Here is a 19,219-nt window from a genome sequence, read left to right as displayed (position 1 = left end):
ATGCAAAACATCAACAACATATTAGTTGGTGTAGATGTATATCCCGTGAAGGCTGAAATTGTGCAAGTTGGAGCGGAATTTCATGTCGGAATTTTGTTTGTCGCATCATATGCTCATCCTTTAAGGAAATAGCAAGGCAATTGGATCATTGTAGATACTGAACAAAATGGAGTTGATTGTTATATGGATCAACATGAAAAAGTTACAGATCTCAAGATCAAACAGTATATGTGGCTTGCTACTCTTCTTGTAAAAAGGTGTATATGTATTGTTTCTAAGAGATACATTTGTAACAGATGAGCAAATGTATACAATTTTATATAGCAAGTATGTATATGCGATTTATGCAGATAAAGGACCTATAGGAAAGGTTCAAAATCGTTTATACAATGTAATCGGCAACACTTTCTAACAAGTTTAGAAAAATATTGTCGAATTATAAAGGAATTTTTTAATTTATATCGAATACAAAATACGACACGGAGATGGAGTTATGGGGAACAGAATTCCCGAAGAAGTTGTTGAACAGATTCGGACATCATCCGATATTGTAGAAGTCATTGGTGAATACGTTCAACTTAGAAAACAGGGGCGTAACTATTTCGGCCTTTGTCCATTTCATGGTGAGAATTCTCCTTCATTCTCTGTTTCATCTGATAAGCAAATTTTTCATTGCTTCGGATGTGGAGAAGGTGGAAATGTATTTTCCTTTCTAATGAAAATGGAAGGACTGGCTTTTACCGAGGCTGTTCAAAAGCTAGGCGAAAGAAATGGAATTGCGGTTGCAGAGTACACATCAGGACAAGGACAACAAGAAGACATATCTGATGACACTGTCATCATGCAACAAGCTCATGAATTATTGAAAAAGTATTATCATCATTTATTAGTAAATACGGAAGAGGGAAATGAAGCACTTTCATATTTATTAAACCGTGGTATTACGAAAGAGATGATTGAGAAGTTTGAAATTGGTTATGCATCACCTGCTTGGGATGCAGCGACGAAAATTTTACAAAAAAGAGGTTTATCGCTGTCTAGTATGGAACAAGCTGGCCTTCTAATAAGAAGTGAGAAGGATGGTAGTCATTACGATCGCTTCCGTGGAAGAGTTATGTTCCCGATCTATACGTTACAAGGTAAGGTGATAGCGTTTAGTGGAAGGGCGTTAGGGGATGACACTCCGAAATATTTAAATAGCCCTGAAACACCGATTTTTCACAAAAGTAAATTGTTGTATAACTTCCACCAAGCAAGACCGTTTATTAGAAAGCGTGGGCAAGTGGTTCTTTTTGAAGGATATGCCGATGTACTAGCTGCGGTAAAAAGTGGTGTGGAAGAAGCTGTTGCGACAATGGGAACAGCTTTAACTGAAGAACAAGCAAAACTTCTGCGACGTAACGTTGAAACTGTTGTTCTTTGCTATGATGGTGATAAAGCAGGGCGAGAAGCGACGATGAAAGCAGGGCAATTATTGCTGAAAGTTGGTTGCCAAGTGAAAGTCACATCCTTGCCAGATAAGCTTGATCCTGATGAATATGTGCAACAATATGGGACTACCGCTTTTGAAAATCTTGTGAAATCAAGTGTGAGTTTTGTTGGTTTTAAAATAAATTATTTGCGTTTAGGGAAAAATTTGCAAGATGAGTCTGGCAAAGAAGAATATGTGAAAAGTGTTTTAAAAGAGTTATCGTTGTTACAAGATGCGATGCAGGCAGAGTCATATTTGAAGTCATTATCGCAAGAATTTTCGTATTCAATGGAAACACTTTTGAATCAATTGCACCAATATCGCAAAGAACAAAAGGTACAGCAAAAACAAATAAAGCAGGTTGCTAAACCGTCTCAAGTCGTTCAAACAAAACCGAAGTTAACAGGTTTTGAAAGAGCGGAAAGAGAAATTATTTACCATATGTTGCAAAGTGCAGAAGTAGCTGTTCGTATGGAATCCCATATAGAAGATTTTCATACAGAAGAACATAAAGGGATTTTATATGAACTATACGCATATTATGAAAAGGGAAATGAACCTTCAGTCGGAACATTTTTAAGTTGGCTCTCTGATGAAAAGTTGAAAAATATTATCACTGATATTTCGACGGATGAATTTATTAATCCAGAATACACAGAAGAAGTGTTGCAAGGCCATTTGGAGACGCTTAGACGGCATCAGGAAAAACTTGAAAAGATGGAGATTATCTTTAAAGTGAAACAAATGGAAAAAACAGATCCTGTAGAGGCTGCTAAATATTATGTAGCATATTTACAAAATCAAAAAGCGAGAAAATAGCTTTTTTGATAAAGTTTTAGTATAATGAATGTTTGTATCTCGCGTAAGGAGGGGAACAGATGGCTGACAAACCAGCTCGTTCTAAACAAATTGAAACTGAAATGACCCTTGAGCAAGTGAAAGAACAACTCACTGAGCTCGGAAAAAAACGTGGCGTTCTTACATATGAAGAGATTGCAGAACGCATGAATGGATTTGAAATTGAATCCGATCAAATGGATGAATACTATGAATATTTAGGTGAACAAGGCATTGACTTAGTTGGTGATAATGACAACGAAGAAGGCCCTAATAATCGCCAAATTACAAAAACAGAAGAAGAGTTTGACCTCAATGATTTAAGTGTACCACCTGGGGTTAAAATCAACGATCCTGTTCGTATGTATTTAAAAGAAATTGGTCGTGTAGACTTACTATCTGCAGAAGAAGAAATTCGACTTGCAACGCGTATTGAAGAAGGCGATGAAGAAGCGAAACGTCGTCTTGCAGAAGCAAACTTACGTCTTGTAGTAAGTATTGCAAAGCGCTACGTAGGCCGTGGTATGCTTTTCTTAGACTTAATTCAAGAAGGTAATATGGGTCTAATTAAAGCTGTTGAAAAGTTCGATTATCGTAAAGGTTTCAAATTTAGTACGTATGCAACTTGGTGGATTCGCCAAGCTATTACACGTGCGATTGCGGACCAAGCGCGAACAATTCGTATTCCAGTTCATATGGTTGAAACGATTAATAAGTTAATTCGTGTACAACGTCAATTATTACAAGATTTAGGTCGCGAACCGTCTCCTGAAGAGATTGGTGAAGAAATGGATCTTGCTCCAGAAAAAGTACGTGAAATCTTAAAAATTGCACAGGAGCCAGTTTCTCTTGAAACACCAATTGGTGAAGAAGATGACTCCCATTTAGGTGACTTTATTGAAGACCAAGAAGCAACATCGCCTGCGGACCATGCAGCCTATGAATTGCTAAAAGAACAATTAGAAGATGTGTTAGATACACTAACAGATCGTGAAGAAAATGTTCTGCGTCTTCGTTTCGGTTTAGATGATGGACGAACTCGTACGCTTGAAGAAGTTGGGAAAGTATTCGGCGTAACGAGAGAGCGTATCCGTCAAATTGAAGCAAAAGCACTTCGTAAATTAAGACATCCAAGTCGTAGTAAGCGTCTTAAGGATTTCTTAGAATAGGTTATTTTTTAAGTTTACTTCACCTTTGTGAAGTAAACTTTTTTATTTTGTTAATTTTTGTTAAAATTTAGCTATCGGCAACGATTACAATTTCTTGTAATTTATTTTACAGAATTGTCTTTTGATTTGCAAATGCTCATTTTTCGATTTTTCGATTAATTTTGTTTATTCTATACAAAAATATATGTAGAAAAGCGAAAAATATGATGAGAAACGTTAATAATTATCGAAATAATAAGCTATATGACAATAAAAAACAATAAACTGAATTTATGGAATATTTTTAACAAGTAGTAGTTTTCTCTTTTCTGATAGAGCGTTTTCAAGTACAATGGAAATGACTGAATCATCTAACTATTTAGGGGTATAGAGGGGGGAGAAGAGATATGAAACGTAATCCGCTGATTCCGTTCGCTCTTATTGCAGCATTGGGTATTATCGTTATGTTTGTATTTTCATTTCAGGGGCTAAATAAATCTAAAGAGTTAGCTGATGCAAAAAATGGCGGGAAGCCAGCACAAACAGCATCAAAACCAGAGGATATTGTGAAGCAAAGCTGTACGAGCTGCCACGGTGATCAGTTACAAGGGGCAGTAGGACCTAACTTACAAAAAATTGGTGGGAAACTTTCAAAGGATGAAATTAAAGAAATTCTTTCGAAAGGAAAGGGCAATATGCCTGCTAATATAGTTCCAGCTGATCAAGCCACTAAAGTAGCTGATTGGTTATCGAAGAAAAAATAAAGTTCCGTATGACAAGTCTTTTGCTTATGCAAAGGGCTTGTTTTTCTATATTTTCTAAAATACGATGAATGATAGAGAAGTGAATTGTTGTTATGGGCTTGCAACAACTACTATAAATTCATTATCATGGAGACAGACTGACAAGAGAAGGAGTAATGGAAATACATGAATGAAGTAAAGCTTTCAAAACGATTAGAAGAAGTTGTGCGTGAAATACCGGTAGGATCTACAGTTGCTGATATTGGATCGGATCATGCGTATTTACCGTGTTATACAATTATAAATAATATTGCTACAAAAGCAGTTGCTGGAGAGGTTGTAGATGGACCGTTTCGCTCTGCACAAGCAACTGTAGCTGAAAGTGGCTTGCAAGATAAAGTAGATGTGCGTAAAGGGAATGGATTAGCTGTTATAGCGCCAGGAGAAGTAGATGTAATTACGGTTGCTGGAATGGGCGGAGCGTTAATTCGTGACATTTTAGAAAGTGGTAAAGAAAAATTAGAAGGTGTAACACGTTTAATTTTACAGCCGAATATTGCAGCACATCATATTCGTGAATGGTTTGTTGAAAATGGTTGGGAGCTTATCCATGAAAAAATCGTAAAAGAAGATGGGAAAATTTATGAGATTTTAGTAGGAGAGCGAGGAAATGTCGAAGCACCTTACTCGGAAAATAAACAAGCGGGATTGTTTATGGGGCCATTTTTAATAAAAGAAAAAAGTGAAGCTTTCGTTGAAAAATGGGAAGGGGAATTGAAAAACTTCCAAAATATTTTAAAACAGTTAGAACGTGCGGCTAATTCTGAAGAAACAAAAGCGAAACGTGCAGAAGTAGAAGCGAAAATGAAAATGATAGGGGAGATTTTATCATGAGTAAAATTCCAAACGGCCATGAAATTATTTCTTTATTTGAAAGTATGTATCCGAAGCATCTGGCGATGGAAGGAGATAAAATTGGTCTGCAGATTGGAGCGCTTAATAAATCTGTACAACACGTATTAATTGCATTAGATGTAACGGAGGAAGTTGTGGAGGAAGCGATTCAATTAGGAGCGAATGTCATTATCGCGCATCATCCTTTAATTTTTAATCCGTTAAAAGCGATTCATACAGATAAAGCGTACGGAAGAATTATTGAAACGTGTATTAAAAATGATATTGCCATTTATGCAGCGCATACAAATGTGGATGTTGCCAAGGGCGGGGTAAATGATTTACTTGCTGAGGCGTTAGGGTTGCAAAATACAGAAGTTTTGGCACCGACATATGCAGAAGAAATGAAAAAAGTTGTTGTGTTTGTGCCAGTAACTCATGCAGAGGAAGTACGAAAAGCATTAGGAGACGCAGGTGCTGGTCATATCGGCAATTATAGCCACTGTACGTTTAGTAGCGAGGGTACAGGTACGTTTGTACCTCAAGAGGGGACAAATCCTTATGTAGGGGAAACTGGACAGTTAGAGCGCGTAGAAGAAGTGCGGATCGAAACGATTATTCCAGTTTCACTACAACGAAAAGTGATTAAAGCAATGGTAACGGCACATCCATATGAAGAAGTAGCGTATGATGTGTATCCACTTGATAACAAAGGCGAAACATTAGGGCTTGGGAAAATAGGATACTTAAAAGAAGAAATGACACTTGGACAGTTTGCAGAACATGTAAAGCAATCATTAGATGTAAAGGGTGCACGAGTTGTTGGGAAATTAGATGATAAAGTGCGCAAAGTAGCTGTACTTGGTGGTGATGGTAACAAATACATCAATCAAGCTAAATTTAAAGGAGCAGATGTATATGTAACAGGTGACATGTATTATCATGTTGCTCATGATGCGATGATGCTCGGTTTAAATATAGTTGACCCAGGACATAACGTTGAAAAAGTAATGAAGCAAGGTGTGCAAAAGCAATTACAAGAAAAAGTGGATGCAAAGAAACTCAATGTACACATTCATGCTTCGCAATTACATACAGATCCATTTACATTTGTATAAGAAAAATAAAAACCGTTGCTCATATAGGCAACGGTTTTTATTATTGTTCTTTTTTCACTTTTACACGAGGTAATATTTTTTGTAACGGTACTTTTCGAACTCTCTCCCATGTAGCGGGATTCATTGGGTCATATTGATCTAAGAAAGCGATAACTTCTTTTGTAATTGGAGTTGGAGTAGAAGCACCTGCTGTAACAGCTACGTTTTCTACACCTTGTAGCCACTCTAATTTAATCTCACTTACGTCTGCAACGCGGTATGCTTTGGTACCAGCAATTTCTTGTGACACTTGTGCTAAACGGTTTGAGTTGTTACTTTTCGGATCACCGACAACAATTGTTAAGTCTGCAACATCAGCTTGTTTAGCGACAGCTTCTTGGCGAACTTGAGTTGCTAAACAAATTTCTTTATGGAATTCTGCTGTTGGGAATTTTTTTTGAATGTCCTCCATTAAATGTTGAACATCCCATTGACTCATCGTTGTTTGATTCGTTACTAAAATTTTATCTGTTGGGATTTCTAATGTTTTTAAATCATCGGCTTTTTCGATAAGGTGAACGATGTCAGGTGCAATACCAACTGCGCCTTCTGGCTCTGGATGATTTTTTTTACCGATATAAATGACATGATACCCTTCCGCTTTCTTAGCTTCGATAAGGTCATGTGTCTTGGTAACATCTGGACAAGTGGCATCGATTGTTGTTAAACCTTTTTCTTTTGCGCGTTGTTTAACTTCTGGAGAAACACCGTGTGCAGTGAAAATAACAGTACCAGAATCAATTTTATCTAAAATTTCTAAGCGACTTGGACCGTCTAATGTGATGATTCCATCTTCTTCAAAAGCGTCTGTAACATGTTTATTGTGAACAATCATACCTAAAATATAAATGGGTCTCGGCAATGATTTATCTAATGCGGCGTTACGTGCAATTACCATTGCATCGACAACACCGTAGCAATAACCACGAGGGGAAATTTTAACAATTTTCATATGAGTAATCCTCTCCTTCTAAACAAGGGATACTTTTGTGCATAGTCTTTTACATTATAAAGGAGGAGTGGATAGAAAACAAAGGATTGTTACACATATAGTTTTGGTTTTGTTGCTGTTTTTTGAACAGGCTCCTCTCGTAATTCTTTTTCTATGACTGGCTCAATCACTATTTTTTTTCTTTTTCTTTTTTTTTGTGGAGGAGGCGGAGTTGCTACCTCAACCTTTTCTGTTATGTCTTCAGCCTGATTTTTAGTTGAATCTTCTTCCGTACTTTTTCCAGAGGTGAGGATTTTAACAATGCTTGGTAGGTTACGCATAATAGGGCCGTACTGTTCGACGACAGGGCTTACAGATTGAACGACTTGGGATACTTTTTCTATATTGTTTATCATATTAGTTGGATTCGAAATTAAATTCGCAAAAAAACTGCCGATGCCGCTACTGGATGCTGCTGTAGTTGTTGCACCGCCGCGCGTTTCGTTTGATTCGTACATTTGAGGGGGAATCATTTGCTCTGGATGCTGCTGCATGTATGGTTGATATTGCTGTGAGTACTGCTGTGGGTATTGCTGTTGATATTGGGGTTGATATTGTTGCCGATATTGAGGTGGCGGTTGCTGGTGCTGGTGCATCATTGGTGGTGGTCCTTCCATTTGTCGATAAGGCGGAACCATTTGCATGTAAGGTTCGGTTGGATCGTGTTTTTTAAAGAGTTTAGCAAGGAACCCTTTCTTTTTTTGTGCCATTGGTGGTAGTTGTGGAATTGGATATGGTGTATAAGGTTGCTGCCCTTGATTTGGATACATTTGTCTTGTAGGGGATTTTGGAAACATGTGAGAAATCCTCCTTTCTTCAGTTAGGTATATACACATACAATATGCAATAAGGGGGAAGAAGGTTAGTTTTTGAAGGGAAAACCTAAACTAAAGATGGATTTTACTTGTAGATTTCGATATAATGTAGACTTGACTGATTTGTGCGCGCAGTAGAAATTTAGAAAGAAGGTGTAACTTATGACACAACAAACTTTTACACAGTATGATTTTAAACCATTTTTAATAGATGCAGTTCGTGAACTACGCTTTACAGAGCCGACAGGAATTCAGCAGAAAATTTTCCCGGTCGTGAAAAAAGGTGTAAGTGTAATTGGACAATCCCAAACAGGTTCTGGGAAAACACATGCATACTTACTTCCTACATTGAACAGAATTAATGCAAGCCGTGAAGAAGTACAACTTGTTATTACAGCACCTACTCGTGAGTTAGCACAACAAATTTACGAAGAGATTGTGAAATTAACAAAATTCTGTGCGGAAGATCAAATGATTACAGCGCGTTGTTTAATTGGTGGAACTGATAAACAACGTTCAATTGAAAAGTTGAAAAAACAACCTCATATCGTAGTCGGGACACCAGGACGTATTAAAGACTTAGTAGAAGAACAAGCATTATTTGTTCATAAAGCAAATACGATTATTGTCGATGAAGCTGACTTAATGCTTGATATGGGATTCATTCACGATGTAGATAAAATTGCAGCACGCATGCCTAAAAACTTGCAAATGCTAGTTTTCTCTGCAACAATTCCTCAAAAACTAAAACCGTTTCTGAAGAAATATATGGAGAATCCAGAGCATATTCATATCAATCCAAAACAAGTTGCAGCTGGAAACATTGAACACTATTTAGTGCCTTCTAAACATCGTAATAAAATTGATTTAGTGAATAAAATGCTACTTCAATTTAAACCGTATTTAGCAGTTGTTTTCACGAATACGAAAAAAATGGCAGATCAAGTTGCTGATGGATTAATGGAACGCGGCTTAAAAGTTGGACGAATTCACGGGGATTTATCACCACGTGATCGTAAAAAAATGATGAAACAAATTCGTGACCTTGAATTCCAATATATTGTTGCGACTGATTTAGCAGCACGTGGTATCGATATTGAAGGAATTAGCCATGTTATTAACTATGAGCTACCATCAGATTTAGATTTCTTCGTTCACCGCGTTGGAAGAACAGCACGTGCCGGGCATTCTGGTATTGCAGTGACGATTTATGATCCAGCAAACGAAGAAGCATTAGATAGCTTAGAAAAACAACGTCATATCGAGTTTAAACATGTAGATTTACGCGGAGATGAGTGGGCAGATTTAGGTGAGCGTCGTCGTCGTAAGAGCCGTAAAAAACCAAATGACGAACTTGACGTTATGGCAACGAAAGTTATTAAAAAACCGAAAAAAGTAAAACCAAACTATAAACGTAAACTTGCAACAGAACGTGACAAAGTGAAGAGAAAATATAGCAATAAAAAAAGATAAGGGGTTTCCCTTATCTTTTTTTAATCCCGCTAATTTAAATGAAGAGTATAGTCTGTTTAAATACTCATATAAATTTGTGTAGTGCGTCTTTTGTGAACAAACAATTCACTACATATTTCTACAAATTATGCTATCATTATATCTATTGTATATTGAAGAGGTGATTGTATGTTAAAGATTGGATCTCATGTTTCCATGAGTGGTAAGAACATGTTATTAGCAGCAAGTGAAGAGGCTGTTTCATACGGTGCAACAACGTTTATGATTTATACAGGTGCACCGCAAAATACACGAAGAAAACCAATTGAAGAATTGAACATAGAAGCAGGAAGAAAACATATGGAGCTGAATGGTATTGAGGAAATTATCGTCCATGCGCCGTATATTATTAATGTTGGGAATACGACGAAGCCAGAAACATTCCAATTAGGCGTAGACTTCCTTCGTATGGAAATTGAAAGAACATCGGCATTAGGTGTAGCGAAACAAATTGTTCTTCACCCAGGAGCGCACGTTGGTGCTGGAGCAGATGCTGGTATTCAACAAATTATTAAAGGGCTTAATGAAGTACTAACGTCAGAACAGACGGTTAACATTGCGTTAGAGACGATGGCAGGAAAAGGAACAGAATGTGGTCGTAGCTTTGAAGAAATTGCAAAGATCATTGATGGCGTAAAATATAATGAAAAGCTATCTGTATGCTTTGATACGTGTCATACGCACGATGCAGGATATGATATTGTAAATGATTTTGACGGTGTATTAAACGAATTTGATAAGATCGTTGGTATAGATCGTTTACAAGTACTTCATATTAATGATAGTAAAAATGTACGCGGAGCAGGAAAAGACCGTCATGAAAACATCGGATTTGGTCACATTGGGTATAAAGCGTTGCATCACATTGTACATCATCCACAGTTAATGCATGTACCAAAAATTCTTGAAACACCGTATGTAGGGGAAGATAAAAAAGATAAGAAGCCACCATACAAATTGGAAATCGAAATGCTGAAAAACGGTACTTTTGATGAAGGGCTTCTTGAAAAAATTAAAGCGCAATAAGGAGGGGATTTCCCCTCCTTATTTTAGTAATTGCTGAAATAATGTATTTACTTGTTGGGCAGTGGCAGGGGAAGTTACTTTTGCAATCTGTTTTAAGAGCTCTAGTCGCTCGTTGTTATCGTAAATATTAATATTTTTACCTTTCATAAGTAAAACGATTTGGTCAGCTTGTGCAGTCGTAATAGAAACTTCATATTCTTTGCTATATTTTAATAACTCTTTTGTAGAAATATGATTTAATTTTTTATTAACAATTTGTTTAATGAGGTTCATCTTGTTATCCTCCTTCAGGCGTTCTTCTATCGAAATATATGAGCATATAGCTTGTACATATTCGTATAGAGTTTCTTTTTTCATGAGGAAAAGAAGCGTATGTTATAATATAAGGACAAAACTACAGAAAAAGAGTAAAGGGAGGACCTATGGAGCAAAAGCAACATCGAAAAGAAAGTGTTATTCATCTCATTTATCGTTTAGTTATGATTATTTTTGGGGCAGCATGCGCAGCGGTAGCGATTGAACTATTTTTAATGCCAAATAAAATTATTGATGGTGGAATTATTGGTATTTCTCTTATATTAGATTACCTTACTCCTAATATTTGGTGGTTAAGTTTTTCTACTTTAGTCGTTGTTCTCAATATCCCATTTATGTATTCGGGTTATAAGCAAATTGGAAAAACATTCATGTTATCTTCGGCATTTGGTATTGTAGCACTAGCATTCATTGAGTCAACGTTACATGCGGTGCCACCGTTTACAACAGAGCCTATTTTAGCGACTGTGTTTGGTGGTCTTATTTTAGGTCTTGGTGTAGGACTTGTAATTCGTCATGGTGGATCGTTAGATGGAACTGAAATTATGGGGATTTTATTAACGAAGAAATTACCGTTCTCTGTTGGTGAATTCGTAATGTTTGTGAACTTATTTATTTTTGCATGGGCAGCATTTGTGTTTGGTGTGGAACAAGCGATGTATTCTGTTATGACGTACTATATTGCATTTAAAACAATCGATACAGTAATTCAAGGGCTAGATGAAACGAAAGCAGTTTTAATTGTATCTGATCAATATGAGGAAGTATCAAATGCGATTTTACATCGACTCGGTCGTGGAACTACAAAGCTTGTAGCAAAAGGTGGTTATACAGATAAAGAAAAAGAAGTTATTTATGCAGTTGTAACGCGTCTAGAAGTGACGAAGTTAAAGTCAATTGTGCATGAAATTGATGAAAATGCGTTTGTTACGATTATGAGCACGCAAGAGACAAATGGTGGTAAGTTTAAATCGGCTATTCACTAAACGTATATAGGAATATTTTTCGAAAGCAGAGAATTTTTCTCTGCTTTTTGTTATAATAGTAAGGTTTCTTGAAAAAATAGATATATTTTAGGCAGATTGGTTTACAACTATAATAAGCTGTACTATAATTCAAATAGATATAAATCGGAATCATTCTGAATTAAAATAGGTGAGATGCTATGAATAATATATTAGAGATTGAAGGTTTAACATTCCGATACGAAGATCGGAATGTGTTAGAAAATATTAATTTGCAAGTTCCGAAGGGAGCTTTTTTAGGTTTAGTGGGACCGAATGGTTCAGGTAAATCAACTTTACTTAAGTGTTTATTAGGCGTTTTAAAGCCAAAAGAAGGAAGCATTCGTGTGTTTGGCGTTGATAGTAAGAAGTTTAAGGAATGGAATAAAGTTGGTTATGTATCCCAAAAAGCAAATAGTTTCAATTCTGGTTTTCCAGCAACTGTTTCTGAAGTTGTGTCAATGGGACTTGTTTCGAAAAAAGGGCTTTTTCGCTTTTTCACAAAAGAGGATAAGAAAAAGGTAGAAAAAGCAATTGCTGATGTAGGGATGAGTGAGTTTCAAGGTCGTAATATTGGAGAGCTTTCTGGTGGACAGCAACAGCGTGTATTTATTGCTCGTGCGCTCGTTAGTGATCCTGAATTGCTTATTTTAGACGAGCCTACTGTTGGAATCGATGTAAAAAATGTGGAAAGTTTTTACGAAATATTAGAGGATTTAAACAAAAGGCTCGGGATCACATTAATTCTTGTTACTCATGATATGGGAGCTGTTACCGAAAAAGTAACACATGTTGCATGTCTAAACCAACATCTACATTTCCATGGAAATGTAGAGAAGTTCCGAGAGTTAGAAGATGCAGAAATGTCCGTCTTATATGGACATCATGTTCATCGTTTAGAACACGAACATGAGCATCACGGGAGGATATAATGATACAAGATTTTTTACAATATGACTTTTTACGTAATTCTTTATATGCAGGTATTTTAATTGGACTTGTTGCACCGCTAATAGGTGTGTTTGTTGTTATTCGTCGTTTATCTCTTATTGCGGATGCATTAAGTCACGTGACGTTATCAGGTATTGCAGCAAGTTTATTACTTGAAAAAACCATTTTTACAGGTGGATTTTTAAACCCCTTATATATGGGGATGGTTTTTTCAATTGGTGGAGCGCTATTAATCGAAAAGTTAAGAACTGTATATAAGCACTATCAAGAATTAGCAATTCCAATTATCCTTTCGGCAGGGATGGGAGTTGGAGTTATTTTCATTTCACTTGCAAATGGATTTAACACAGACTTATTTAGTTATTTATTTGGTAGTGTCAGTGCTGTAACAAGTACGGATTTAATTATTATTGGGATTGTAGCAATTGTTGTTGTTGCGACAATTATTTTATTATATAAAGAGCTGTTTCTACTATCATTTGATGAGGAATACGCAGTATCAACTGGTTTAAGAGCGAAATGGATTCACTTTATTTTCATTATATTAGTTGCTCTTGTCATTGCAGTATCAATGCGTGTAGTAGGGGTCCTTCTCGTATCATCATTAATGACGTTACCAGTTGCAGCAAGTATTCGTATTGCTAAAGGATTTAAACAAACAATTTTCTTTTCCATTTTATTTGGTGAAATTGCAGTAATTGGTGGAATGTTTGCTTCGTATCAACTTGATCTAGCACCAGGTGGTACAATTGTTATGATAGCAGTTCTTATTTTAATCGGTGCGATTTTATGGAAGAAGAAAAAAACTGCATAAAGTAGGGATAGGTATGAATCTAACAGAAGCTTTACGCCTAATGAAGGAAAAAGGATACAAACATACTGGAAAAAGAGAAGAGATGCTCAGATTATTTGCAGCACATAATCGTTATTTAACTGCGAAAGACGTTTTAGAGCATATGAAAGACGATTATCCAGGGCTTAGTTTTGATACGATTTATCGTAACTTAACAGTTTTTGCTGAGATTGGTGTTTTAGAACAAACGGAATTAAATGGTGAAAAACATTTTCGTTTCACTTGTTCTATTATGGAACATCATCATCATTTTATTTGTTTGGATTGTGGTGGGACGAAAGAGATTACTTCCTGCCCAATGGATTTTATGAATAAAGACTTTACTGGTTATGAAGTAACGGGTCATAAGTTTGAAATATATGGTCGTTGTCCAAAATGTGCAAAGTAAAAGCTCGTCGGTTATATAACTGACGAGCTTTTTTACGTAGAAAAGAAGGTTGCTCACAAATATTGTGGCAACCTTCTTTTTATTGTTCTTGTGTCTCTTTTTCTTTTTCTCGTTCAGCAGCCATTTCAGCAGCAATTACGTCGATTTCTTTTTTCAGTTCTTCTACCATTGTTTCTTCTGGTACTTTACGAACGACTTGCCCTTTACGGAATAATAATCCCTCTCCACGTGCACCAGCAATACCGATATCAGCTTCACGAGCTTCACCAGGACCATTTACAGCGCAACCAAGTACTGCAACTTTAATTGGTACTTGAAGTGTAGAGATGTATTCTTCCACTTCGTTAGCGATGCTAATTAAATCGATTTCAATACGACCACAAGTTGGACAAGAGATAAGTGTCGCTGCGTTAGACGCAAGACCGAATGATTTTAATAATTCACGAGCAACTTTTACTTCTTCAACTGGATCAGCACTTAATGAAATACGTAGTGTATTTCCGATGCCTTTACTTAAGATTGCTCCAAGACCAGCGGCACTTTTTACAGTTCCAGCAAACAATGTTCCAGATTCTGTAATACCTAAATGTAATGGGTAATCAAAAGCGCGAGCAGCTTTCTCGTATGCTTCGATTGCTAAGTTAACATCAGAGGCTTTCATAGATACGATAATATCGTGGAAATCTAAGTCCTCTAAAATTTTAATATGATGTAGCGCGCTCTCAACCATACCATCAGCAGTTGGGTATCCGTACTTTTCTAAAATGTGGCGCTCTAATGAACCAGCGTTTACACCAATACGGATTGGAATACCGCGCTCTTTTGCTGCATTTACAACAGCTTCTACTTTATGGCGACGACCAATATTACCTGGATTGATACGTACTTTATCAATGCCACCTTCAATTGCTTTTAAAGCAAGGCGATAATCAAAATGAATATCAGCAACAAGTGGAATGTTGATTTGTTTTTTTATATCAGCAATAGCATTAGCTGCGCGTTCATCTGGAACGGCAACGCGGACGACTTGACAGCCAGCTTCTTCTAAACGCTTGATTTCAGCAACTGTTGCTTCAACATCATGTGTTTTTGTTGTTGTCATACTTTGTATAATTAATTCATTATTACCGCCAATTGTTAAATTACCGACTTTAACTGGACGTGTTTTTGTACGATGAGTCATTTCATTCACGAATAGATCGCTCTCCTTATAAAAGAAGTTTCTTATTTAGTCCCTCATATCAATGATAGTATACGTGATATAGGGCTATAGAAACCGAAGTGCTCGGTTTCACTTTTACTATTGTATCAGCGCCTTTATGTAATTGACAAGGATTAAGTGATGGCTTATTGATATAACGGGAATTTATAAGACTTTCCAATTTGTATTTTTGTAGCAGATGTACTTTTGTTTAATTGTTTAAAGTCGTCAATGACTTTTTCTATGGAAGGAATTTTTTTCTTGTTAATTTGTTCTGTAATAGAAAGAACTGTCTCGCCAGTTTTTACTTCAATTGTTTTATAAGATGTATCCGTTTCTTTTTCTGTTTTATTCTCTTTATTTTGTTGGCTGTCTGTGTTTTCTTTTTTAATCGTTTGGGCAGCAGTTGTTTTTTTATATGAACTTAACATCGGTAAAGTACCGATTTTTATATCGTAATAAAATATATAACCGAGAACAAGCACGAATAGGAATATACCTAACCTCTTCATATTCTTCACTCCTTTGCTAGGAATATATGCTTGTCCAAAAAAAAAATGCCTATTTAGGCATTTTTTTATTTTTCTTTCGGTTGGGGTACCTCTTTAATCGTTAAGTATAGAACGATTAAAACAACAGCGATATAAATGAATGTTGCGCCAGGTACGACGATTTTGAATAAATCCATAATCATGAAGAAAATGGTTGGGATTGTGTAGCTGTATGCAGTTAGTGTCCAAACTTGTTTATAGGATAGTTTACGTTGACCGCTCATAGCAGAACCGATGAACGCAAGTAAAGTCACGCCTACAAAAGTGATGAATAATTGGAATAGGTACACTAAGAATCCAATAACAAATAATAAAATTGGATAAATATTATCGAATAAAGAAATAAATTCTTGTAGATCTTTTTTCTCAAGAGATGCACCTAACAAATCGTTATAAGAATACGTTTGTGTTTGACCATTTCCCATAGAGACTACTTTATCTTTTAAAACAAATAAACCTGTTTTATTTTGATATTTTTCTAGGTCTGTTGAATTTGGATCAAATACGAAAAGTGCATTTCCTTCTTCTTTTTCAATAGGCTGATCAATATCGGCTTTTAGTTCGCCATTTTCAATTTTAAAATCAGGTAAATCTTTATCGATGACTTGATTTACCATGCCTACACCATCTTGGATAAAACTACCGTACAAAAAAGTTCTTGGAATAGTAGTAATTAAGCAAAGTAGCATAATATACAAAATGGTTTTACCGATTTTTTGAAAACGGAATAGCGCCATATCTTTAGGCGAGTATATGCTTTTTACGAATTGGGTAAATATGGACATAGATTCACTTCCTTTATGTATGTATAAAATCATTGTAACGTAGGAATCTAGAGAATCTCAAGATATATTATATTTACATATAGTGGAGATAACTAAATTTCTTTTTATTAACTTTCTTCTTTTAAATAAGAAAAATACAATTGACACTTTTCTTTTCTATATGGTAAATTTATCTTACATTTCTTAAAGGGCATATCCGATAGGAATTCCTTTATTTGATATGTTGTTACATACATAATTGTGGACCCTTAGCTCAGCTGGTTAGAGCAGACGGCTCATAACCGTCCGGTCGTAGGTTCGAGTCCTACAGGGTCCATATCCATTTCGCATGTTTATTATGTTAGCAGGAAGCTTCCTTGTAGAAGGAAGCTTTTTTTACGGAATATATGAGCATTTTAATTGAAAAGAAGTGGGAATTTTGCTACTTTAATGATAGCAAGACAATGTGATTTATTTGTTTGCACCCTATGGCAATTAGGGTAGAATGAAGTTGTATGTCACTTAAGTGGCAATACATAAACTGGGAGGAATATAACAATGGCAAAACACGAATTACCAAATTTACCTTATGCGTATGATGCTTTAGAGCCTCACTTTGACAAAGAAACAATGAACATCCATCATACAAAACATCACAACACGTACATTACAAACTTAAACGCTGCTTTAGAAGGTCATGCAGAATTAGCTGACAAAAGCGTAGAAGAATTAGTTGCAAACTTAAACGAAGTACCAGAAGCAATCCGTACAGCAGTACGTAACAATGGTGGCGGACATGCTAACCATACATTCTTCTGGACAATCCTATCTCCAAACGGCGGAGGACAACCTGTAGGTGAACTTGCAACTGCAATTGAAGCAAAATTCGGTAGCTTCGATGCATTCAAAGAAGAATTCGCAAAAGCTGGCGCAACTCGCTTCGGTTCTGGTTGGGCTTGGTTAGTAGTAAACAATGGTGAGTTAGAAGTAACAAGCACTCCAAACCAAGATTCTCCTTTAACTGAAGGTAAAACGCCAGTTATCGGTTTAGATGTTTGGGAGCATGCTTACTACTTAAACTACCAAAACCGTCGTCCAGACTACATCGGTGCATTCTGGAACGTTGTAGATTGGAACGCTGCTGAAAAACGTTACCAAGAAGCAAAATAATTGTAATAAATATAGAAAAAAGCTAGGGGAGAACCCCTAGCTTTTTTCTATGCTTTCCTTTTACATAATTGGGCTTGTCTTTGGAAGACTAGAACATGAAGTAAAGGAGAGTTGTGTATGAAGTGGAAACATATAATTGGTGACGTTGAAGTGAATCGGGATTTAGTGTTATTGCTCCTTATAGGAGGTTTATACACGCTCGCAATTTCTTTATCGAATACGTTTGTAAATATTTATTTATGGAAACAAACACAAAATTATGTGAATCTTGGCTTGTATAATTTGGCCAGCGTTATATTACAGCCTCTCACATTTCTTGTAGGGGGAAAATTAGCGAAACGTATCGATCGCTCGATTTTATTACGAATAGGAGTAGGAACGCTCGCAATTTTTTTTATTGTTGTCTTAGTAGCGGGGAAAAGTGCTTCTCAGTATATTTTATTAATGGGGGCTCTTTTAGGAGTAGGATACGGTTTTTACTGGTTGGCTTTTAACTTATTGACATTTGAAATTACAGAACCAGAAACAAGAGATTTCTTTAATGGGTTTCTTGGACTTCTTACATCCTTCTCTGGGATGATCGGACCAATAGCAGCAGGATACACAATTTCACGTATGGAGAAATGGAGTGGTTATACTGTTATATTCTTTCTTTCATTAGTTCTATTTGCAATTGCTGTCGTCTTAAGCTTCTTTTTATCTAAAAGAGAATGTGAAGGGCGTTATGAAATCGTGCAAGTATTGAAAGAACGACGGATTGATAAAAACTGGGGAAAGATTACACGAGCTCATTTTTTCCAAGGATTGAGAGAAGGAACGTTTATTTTTGTCATTTCAGTATATGTTTATTTAGCAACTAATAGTGAGTTCGCATTAGGGAAATATAGTTTAGTGAACTCTGCTGTATCCTTTGTATGTTATTACTTAGTTGCTCGTATGTTAAAGAAGGAGTGGCGAAAAAAAGCAATTTTACTTGGAGGCATTATTTTATATGCTGTCGTCTTTTTAGTTATTTTCAATGTTACATACACGAAATTACTTATTTATGCGGCATGTATTGCGATTGCATATCCTATTTTACTTGTTCCGTATGGATCAATGACATATGACGTAATTGGTAGAGCGAAAAATGCGAGAGAATGGCGTGTGGAATATGTCGTTGTTCGGGAGCTGTGGTTAAACGCCGGAAGAATCTGTTCCATTTTAAGTTTTTTATGTGCTGTACTATTCTTTCCACCTGAAAAAAGTTTACCTTACTTATTATGTATTTTAGGTGCTGGACATTTTCTTATTTATTTTGCAGTTAAAAATGTCAAATATGATGAGGGAAATGCGAGTAAAACAAGTGTTGTAACGCAAGGAAACGCGCAAAACCAAACTGAACCAGAAGGTTAACTTCTCGTTTGTTTTATGCTAGAATAGAAAAAG

At 36.2% G+C, this 19,219-nt stretch carries 21 protein-coding genes and 1 tRNA gene; 16 read left to right on the top strand and 6 right to left on the bottom strand.

The annotated features are described in order from the left end of the window. The 7 genes from ACUXVC_RS21635 (at position 1) to ACUXVC_RS21605 (ending at position 6,211) form a co-directional block, all read left to right on the top strand. On the top strand, positions 1-132 hold the full coding sequence (locus tag ACUXVC_RS21635) for a hypothetical protein (RefSeq protein WP_002024806.1): 132 nt from the start codon (positions 1-3) through the stop codon (positions 130-132). Between the two features lie 136 nt (positions 133-268). Further along, the gene (locus tag ACUXVC_RS21630; protein ID WP_000479733.1) at positions 269-412 is read left to right on the top strand and encodes a hypothetical protein; all 144 of its coding nucleotides are present in this window, start codon (positions 269-271) and stop codon (positions 410-412) included. An 81-nt stretch (positions 413-493) separates the two neighbouring features. Then, positions 494-2,290: a DNA primase gene (gene dnaG, locus ACUXVC_RS21625; protein ID WP_000528221.1), complete on the top strand. Its 1,797-nt coding sequence runs from the start codon at positions 494-496 to the stop codon at positions 2,288-2,290. 59 nt (positions 2,291-2,349) lie between these two features. Further along, on the top strand, positions 2,350-3,477 hold the full coding sequence (gene rpoD, locus ACUXVC_RS21620) for an RNA polymerase sigma factor RpoD (protein ID WP_000764066.1): 1,128 nt from the start codon (positions 2,350-2,352) through the stop codon (positions 3,475-3,477). Positions 3,478-3,863: 386 nt separating this feature from the next. Then, positions 3,864-4,220 carry a cytochrome c550 gene (cccA, locus tag ACUXVC_RS21615; protein WP_000828142.1) on the top strand — a complete coding sequence of 119 codons (357 nt, stop codon included), beginning with the start codon at positions 3,864-3,866 and terminating at the stop codon, positions 4,218-4,220. A gap of 165 nt (positions 4,221-4,385) precedes the next feature. Next, positions 4,386-5,093, top strand: a complete 708-nt coding sequence (locus ACUXVC_RS21610; protein ID WP_001006547.1) for a tRNA (adenine(22)-N(1))-methyltransferase — start codon at positions 4,386-4,388, stop codon at positions 5,091-5,093. Then, positions 5,090-6,211 (top strand): Nif3-like dinuclear metal center hexameric protein, encoded by a 1,122-nt coding sequence (locus ACUXVC_RS21605; RefSeq protein ID WP_000036248.1) that lies wholly within the window; start codon positions 5,090-5,092, stop codon positions 6,209-6,211. The genes ACUXVC_RS21610 and ACUXVC_RS21605 overlap by 4 nt, the downstream gene beginning before the upstream one ends. 40 nt (positions 6,212-6,251) lie before the next feature. On the opposite strand, the gene ACUXVC_RS21600 is transcribed toward ACUXVC_RS21605, so the two are convergent. Continuing rightward, positions 6,252-7,202 (bottom strand): 4-hydroxy-3-methylbut-2-enyl diphosphate reductase, encoded by a 951-nt coding sequence (locus tag ACUXVC_RS21600; protein ID WP_000706657.1) that lies wholly within the window; start codon positions 7,200-7,202, stop codon positions 6,252-6,254. Positions 7,203-7,291: 89 nt separating this feature from the next. Next, positions 7,292-8,038: a VrrA/YqfQ family protein gene (vrrA, locus tag ACUXVC_RS21595; protein WP_000484179.1), complete on the bottom strand. Its 747-nt coding sequence runs from the start codon at positions 8,036-8,038 to the stop codon at positions 7,292-7,294. Positions 8,039-8,218: 180 nt separating this feature from the next. Between vrrA and ACUXVC_RS21590 the strand changes: the two genes are divergently transcribed. Together ACUXVC_RS21590 and ACUXVC_RS21585 are read left to right on the top strand one after the other, a co-directional pair. After that, positions 8,219-9,529, top strand: coding sequence for a DEAD/DEAH box helicase (locus tag ACUXVC_RS21590; RefSeq protein ID WP_000194023.1), 1,311 nt, complete (start codon positions 8,219-8,221; stop codon positions 9,527-9,529). A 168-nt stretch (positions 9,530-9,697) separates the two neighbouring features. Next, a complete protein-coding gene (locus ACUXVC_RS21585) occupies positions 9,698-10,594 on the top strand; it encodes a deoxyribonuclease IV (RefSeq protein WP_095690204.1) in 897 nt (298 codons plus the stop codon). 18 nt (positions 10,595-10,612) lie between these two features. Here the strand turns inward: ACUXVC_RS21585 and ACUXVC_RS21580 are convergent, their stop codons facing one another. Continuing rightward, the gene (locus tag ACUXVC_RS21580) at positions 10,613-10,867 is read right to left on the bottom strand and encodes a DUF2624 domain-containing protein (RefSeq protein WP_001048958.1); all 255 of its coding nucleotides are present in this window, start codon (positions 10,865-10,867) and stop codon (positions 10,613-10,615) included. A gap of 149 nt (positions 10,868-11,016) precedes the next feature. Here ACUXVC_RS21580 and ACUXVC_RS21575 point away from each other — a divergent pair, with 149 nt between their 5' ends. The 4 genes from ACUXVC_RS21575 to ACUXVC_RS21560 all read left to right on the top strand — a co-directional run bounded on the left by ACUXVC_RS21575 (position 11,017) and on the right by ACUXVC_RS21560 (position 14,105). Further along, positions 11,017-11,895, top strand: coding sequence for a YitT family protein (locus ACUXVC_RS21575; protein ID WP_000435960.1), 879 nt, complete (start codon positions 11,017-11,019; stop codon positions 11,893-11,895). Between the two features lie 179 nt (positions 11,896-12,074). Next, complete coding sequence (locus ACUXVC_RS21570; protein ID WP_001059662.1) at positions 12,075-12,845, top strand: metal ABC transporter ATP-binding protein; 771 nt, start codon at positions 12,075-12,077, stop codon at positions 12,843-12,845. Further along, entirely contained in the window at positions 12,845-13,678 is an 834-nt protein-coding gene (locus ACUXVC_RS21565) for a metal ABC transporter permease (RefSeq protein ID WP_000613817.1), read from the top strand. The genes ACUXVC_RS21570 and ACUXVC_RS21565 overlap by 1 nt, the downstream gene beginning before the upstream one ends. 13 nt (positions 13,679-13,691) lie before the next feature. Then, a complete protein-coding gene (locus tag ACUXVC_RS21560; protein ID WP_001054516.1) occupies positions 13,692-14,105 on the top strand; it encodes a Fur family transcriptional regulator in 414 nt (137 codons plus the stop codon). Between the two features lie 79 nt (positions 14,106-14,184). On the opposite strand, the gene ispG is transcribed toward ACUXVC_RS21560, so the two are convergent. The 3 genes from ispG to yqgB form a co-directional block, all read right to left on the bottom strand. Continuing rightward, positions 14,185-15,288: a flavodoxin-dependent (E)-4-hydroxy-3-methylbut-2-enyl-diphosphate synthase gene (gene ispG / locus ACUXVC_RS21555; RefSeq protein ID WP_161114734.1), complete on the bottom strand. Its 1,104-nt coding sequence runs from the start codon at positions 15,286-15,288 to the stop codon at positions 14,185-14,187. A gap of 164 nt (positions 15,289-15,452) precedes the next feature. Then, entirely contained in the window at positions 15,453-15,818 is a 366-nt protein-coding gene (yqfZ, locus tag ACUXVC_RS21550; RefSeq protein WP_000825415.1) for a protein YqfZ, read from the bottom strand. 65 nt (positions 15,819-15,883) lie between these two features. After that, the gene (gene yqgB, locus ACUXVC_RS21545; RefSeq protein ID WP_000021895.1) at positions 15,884-16,642 is read right to left on the bottom strand and encodes a protein YqgB; all 759 of its coding nucleotides are present in this window, start codon (positions 16,640-16,642) and stop codon (positions 15,884-15,886) included. A 242-nt stretch (positions 16,643-16,884) separates the two neighbouring features. Between yqgB and ACUXVC_RS21540 the strand changes: the two genes are divergently transcribed. The 3 genes from ACUXVC_RS21540 (at position 16,885) to ACUXVC_RS21530 (ending at position 19,186) form a co-directional block, all read left to right on the top strand. After that, a tRNA-Ile gene (locus ACUXVC_RS21540) sits at positions 16,885-16,958 on the top strand. Between the two features lie 221 nt (positions 16,959-17,179). Next, complete coding sequence (gene sodA, locus ACUXVC_RS21535) at positions 17,180-17,791, top strand: superoxide dismutase [Mn] (protein WP_001052031.1); 612 nt, start codon at positions 17,180-17,182, stop codon at positions 17,789-17,791. A gap of 117 nt (positions 17,792-17,908) precedes the next feature. After that, positions 17,909-19,186: an MFS transporter gene (locus tag ACUXVC_RS21530; RefSeq protein ID WP_023523062.1), complete on the top strand. Its 1,278-nt coding sequence runs from the start codon at positions 17,909-17,911 to the stop codon at positions 19,184-19,186. Positions 19,187-19,219: the final 33 nt, after the last annotated feature.

The sequence above is a fragment of the Bacillus sp. N6 genome (genome assembly GCF_052805735.1).
The sequence above is the reverse complement of the archived record's forward strand: the minus strand, read 5'-3'. Positions and strand labels throughout refer to the sequence as shown.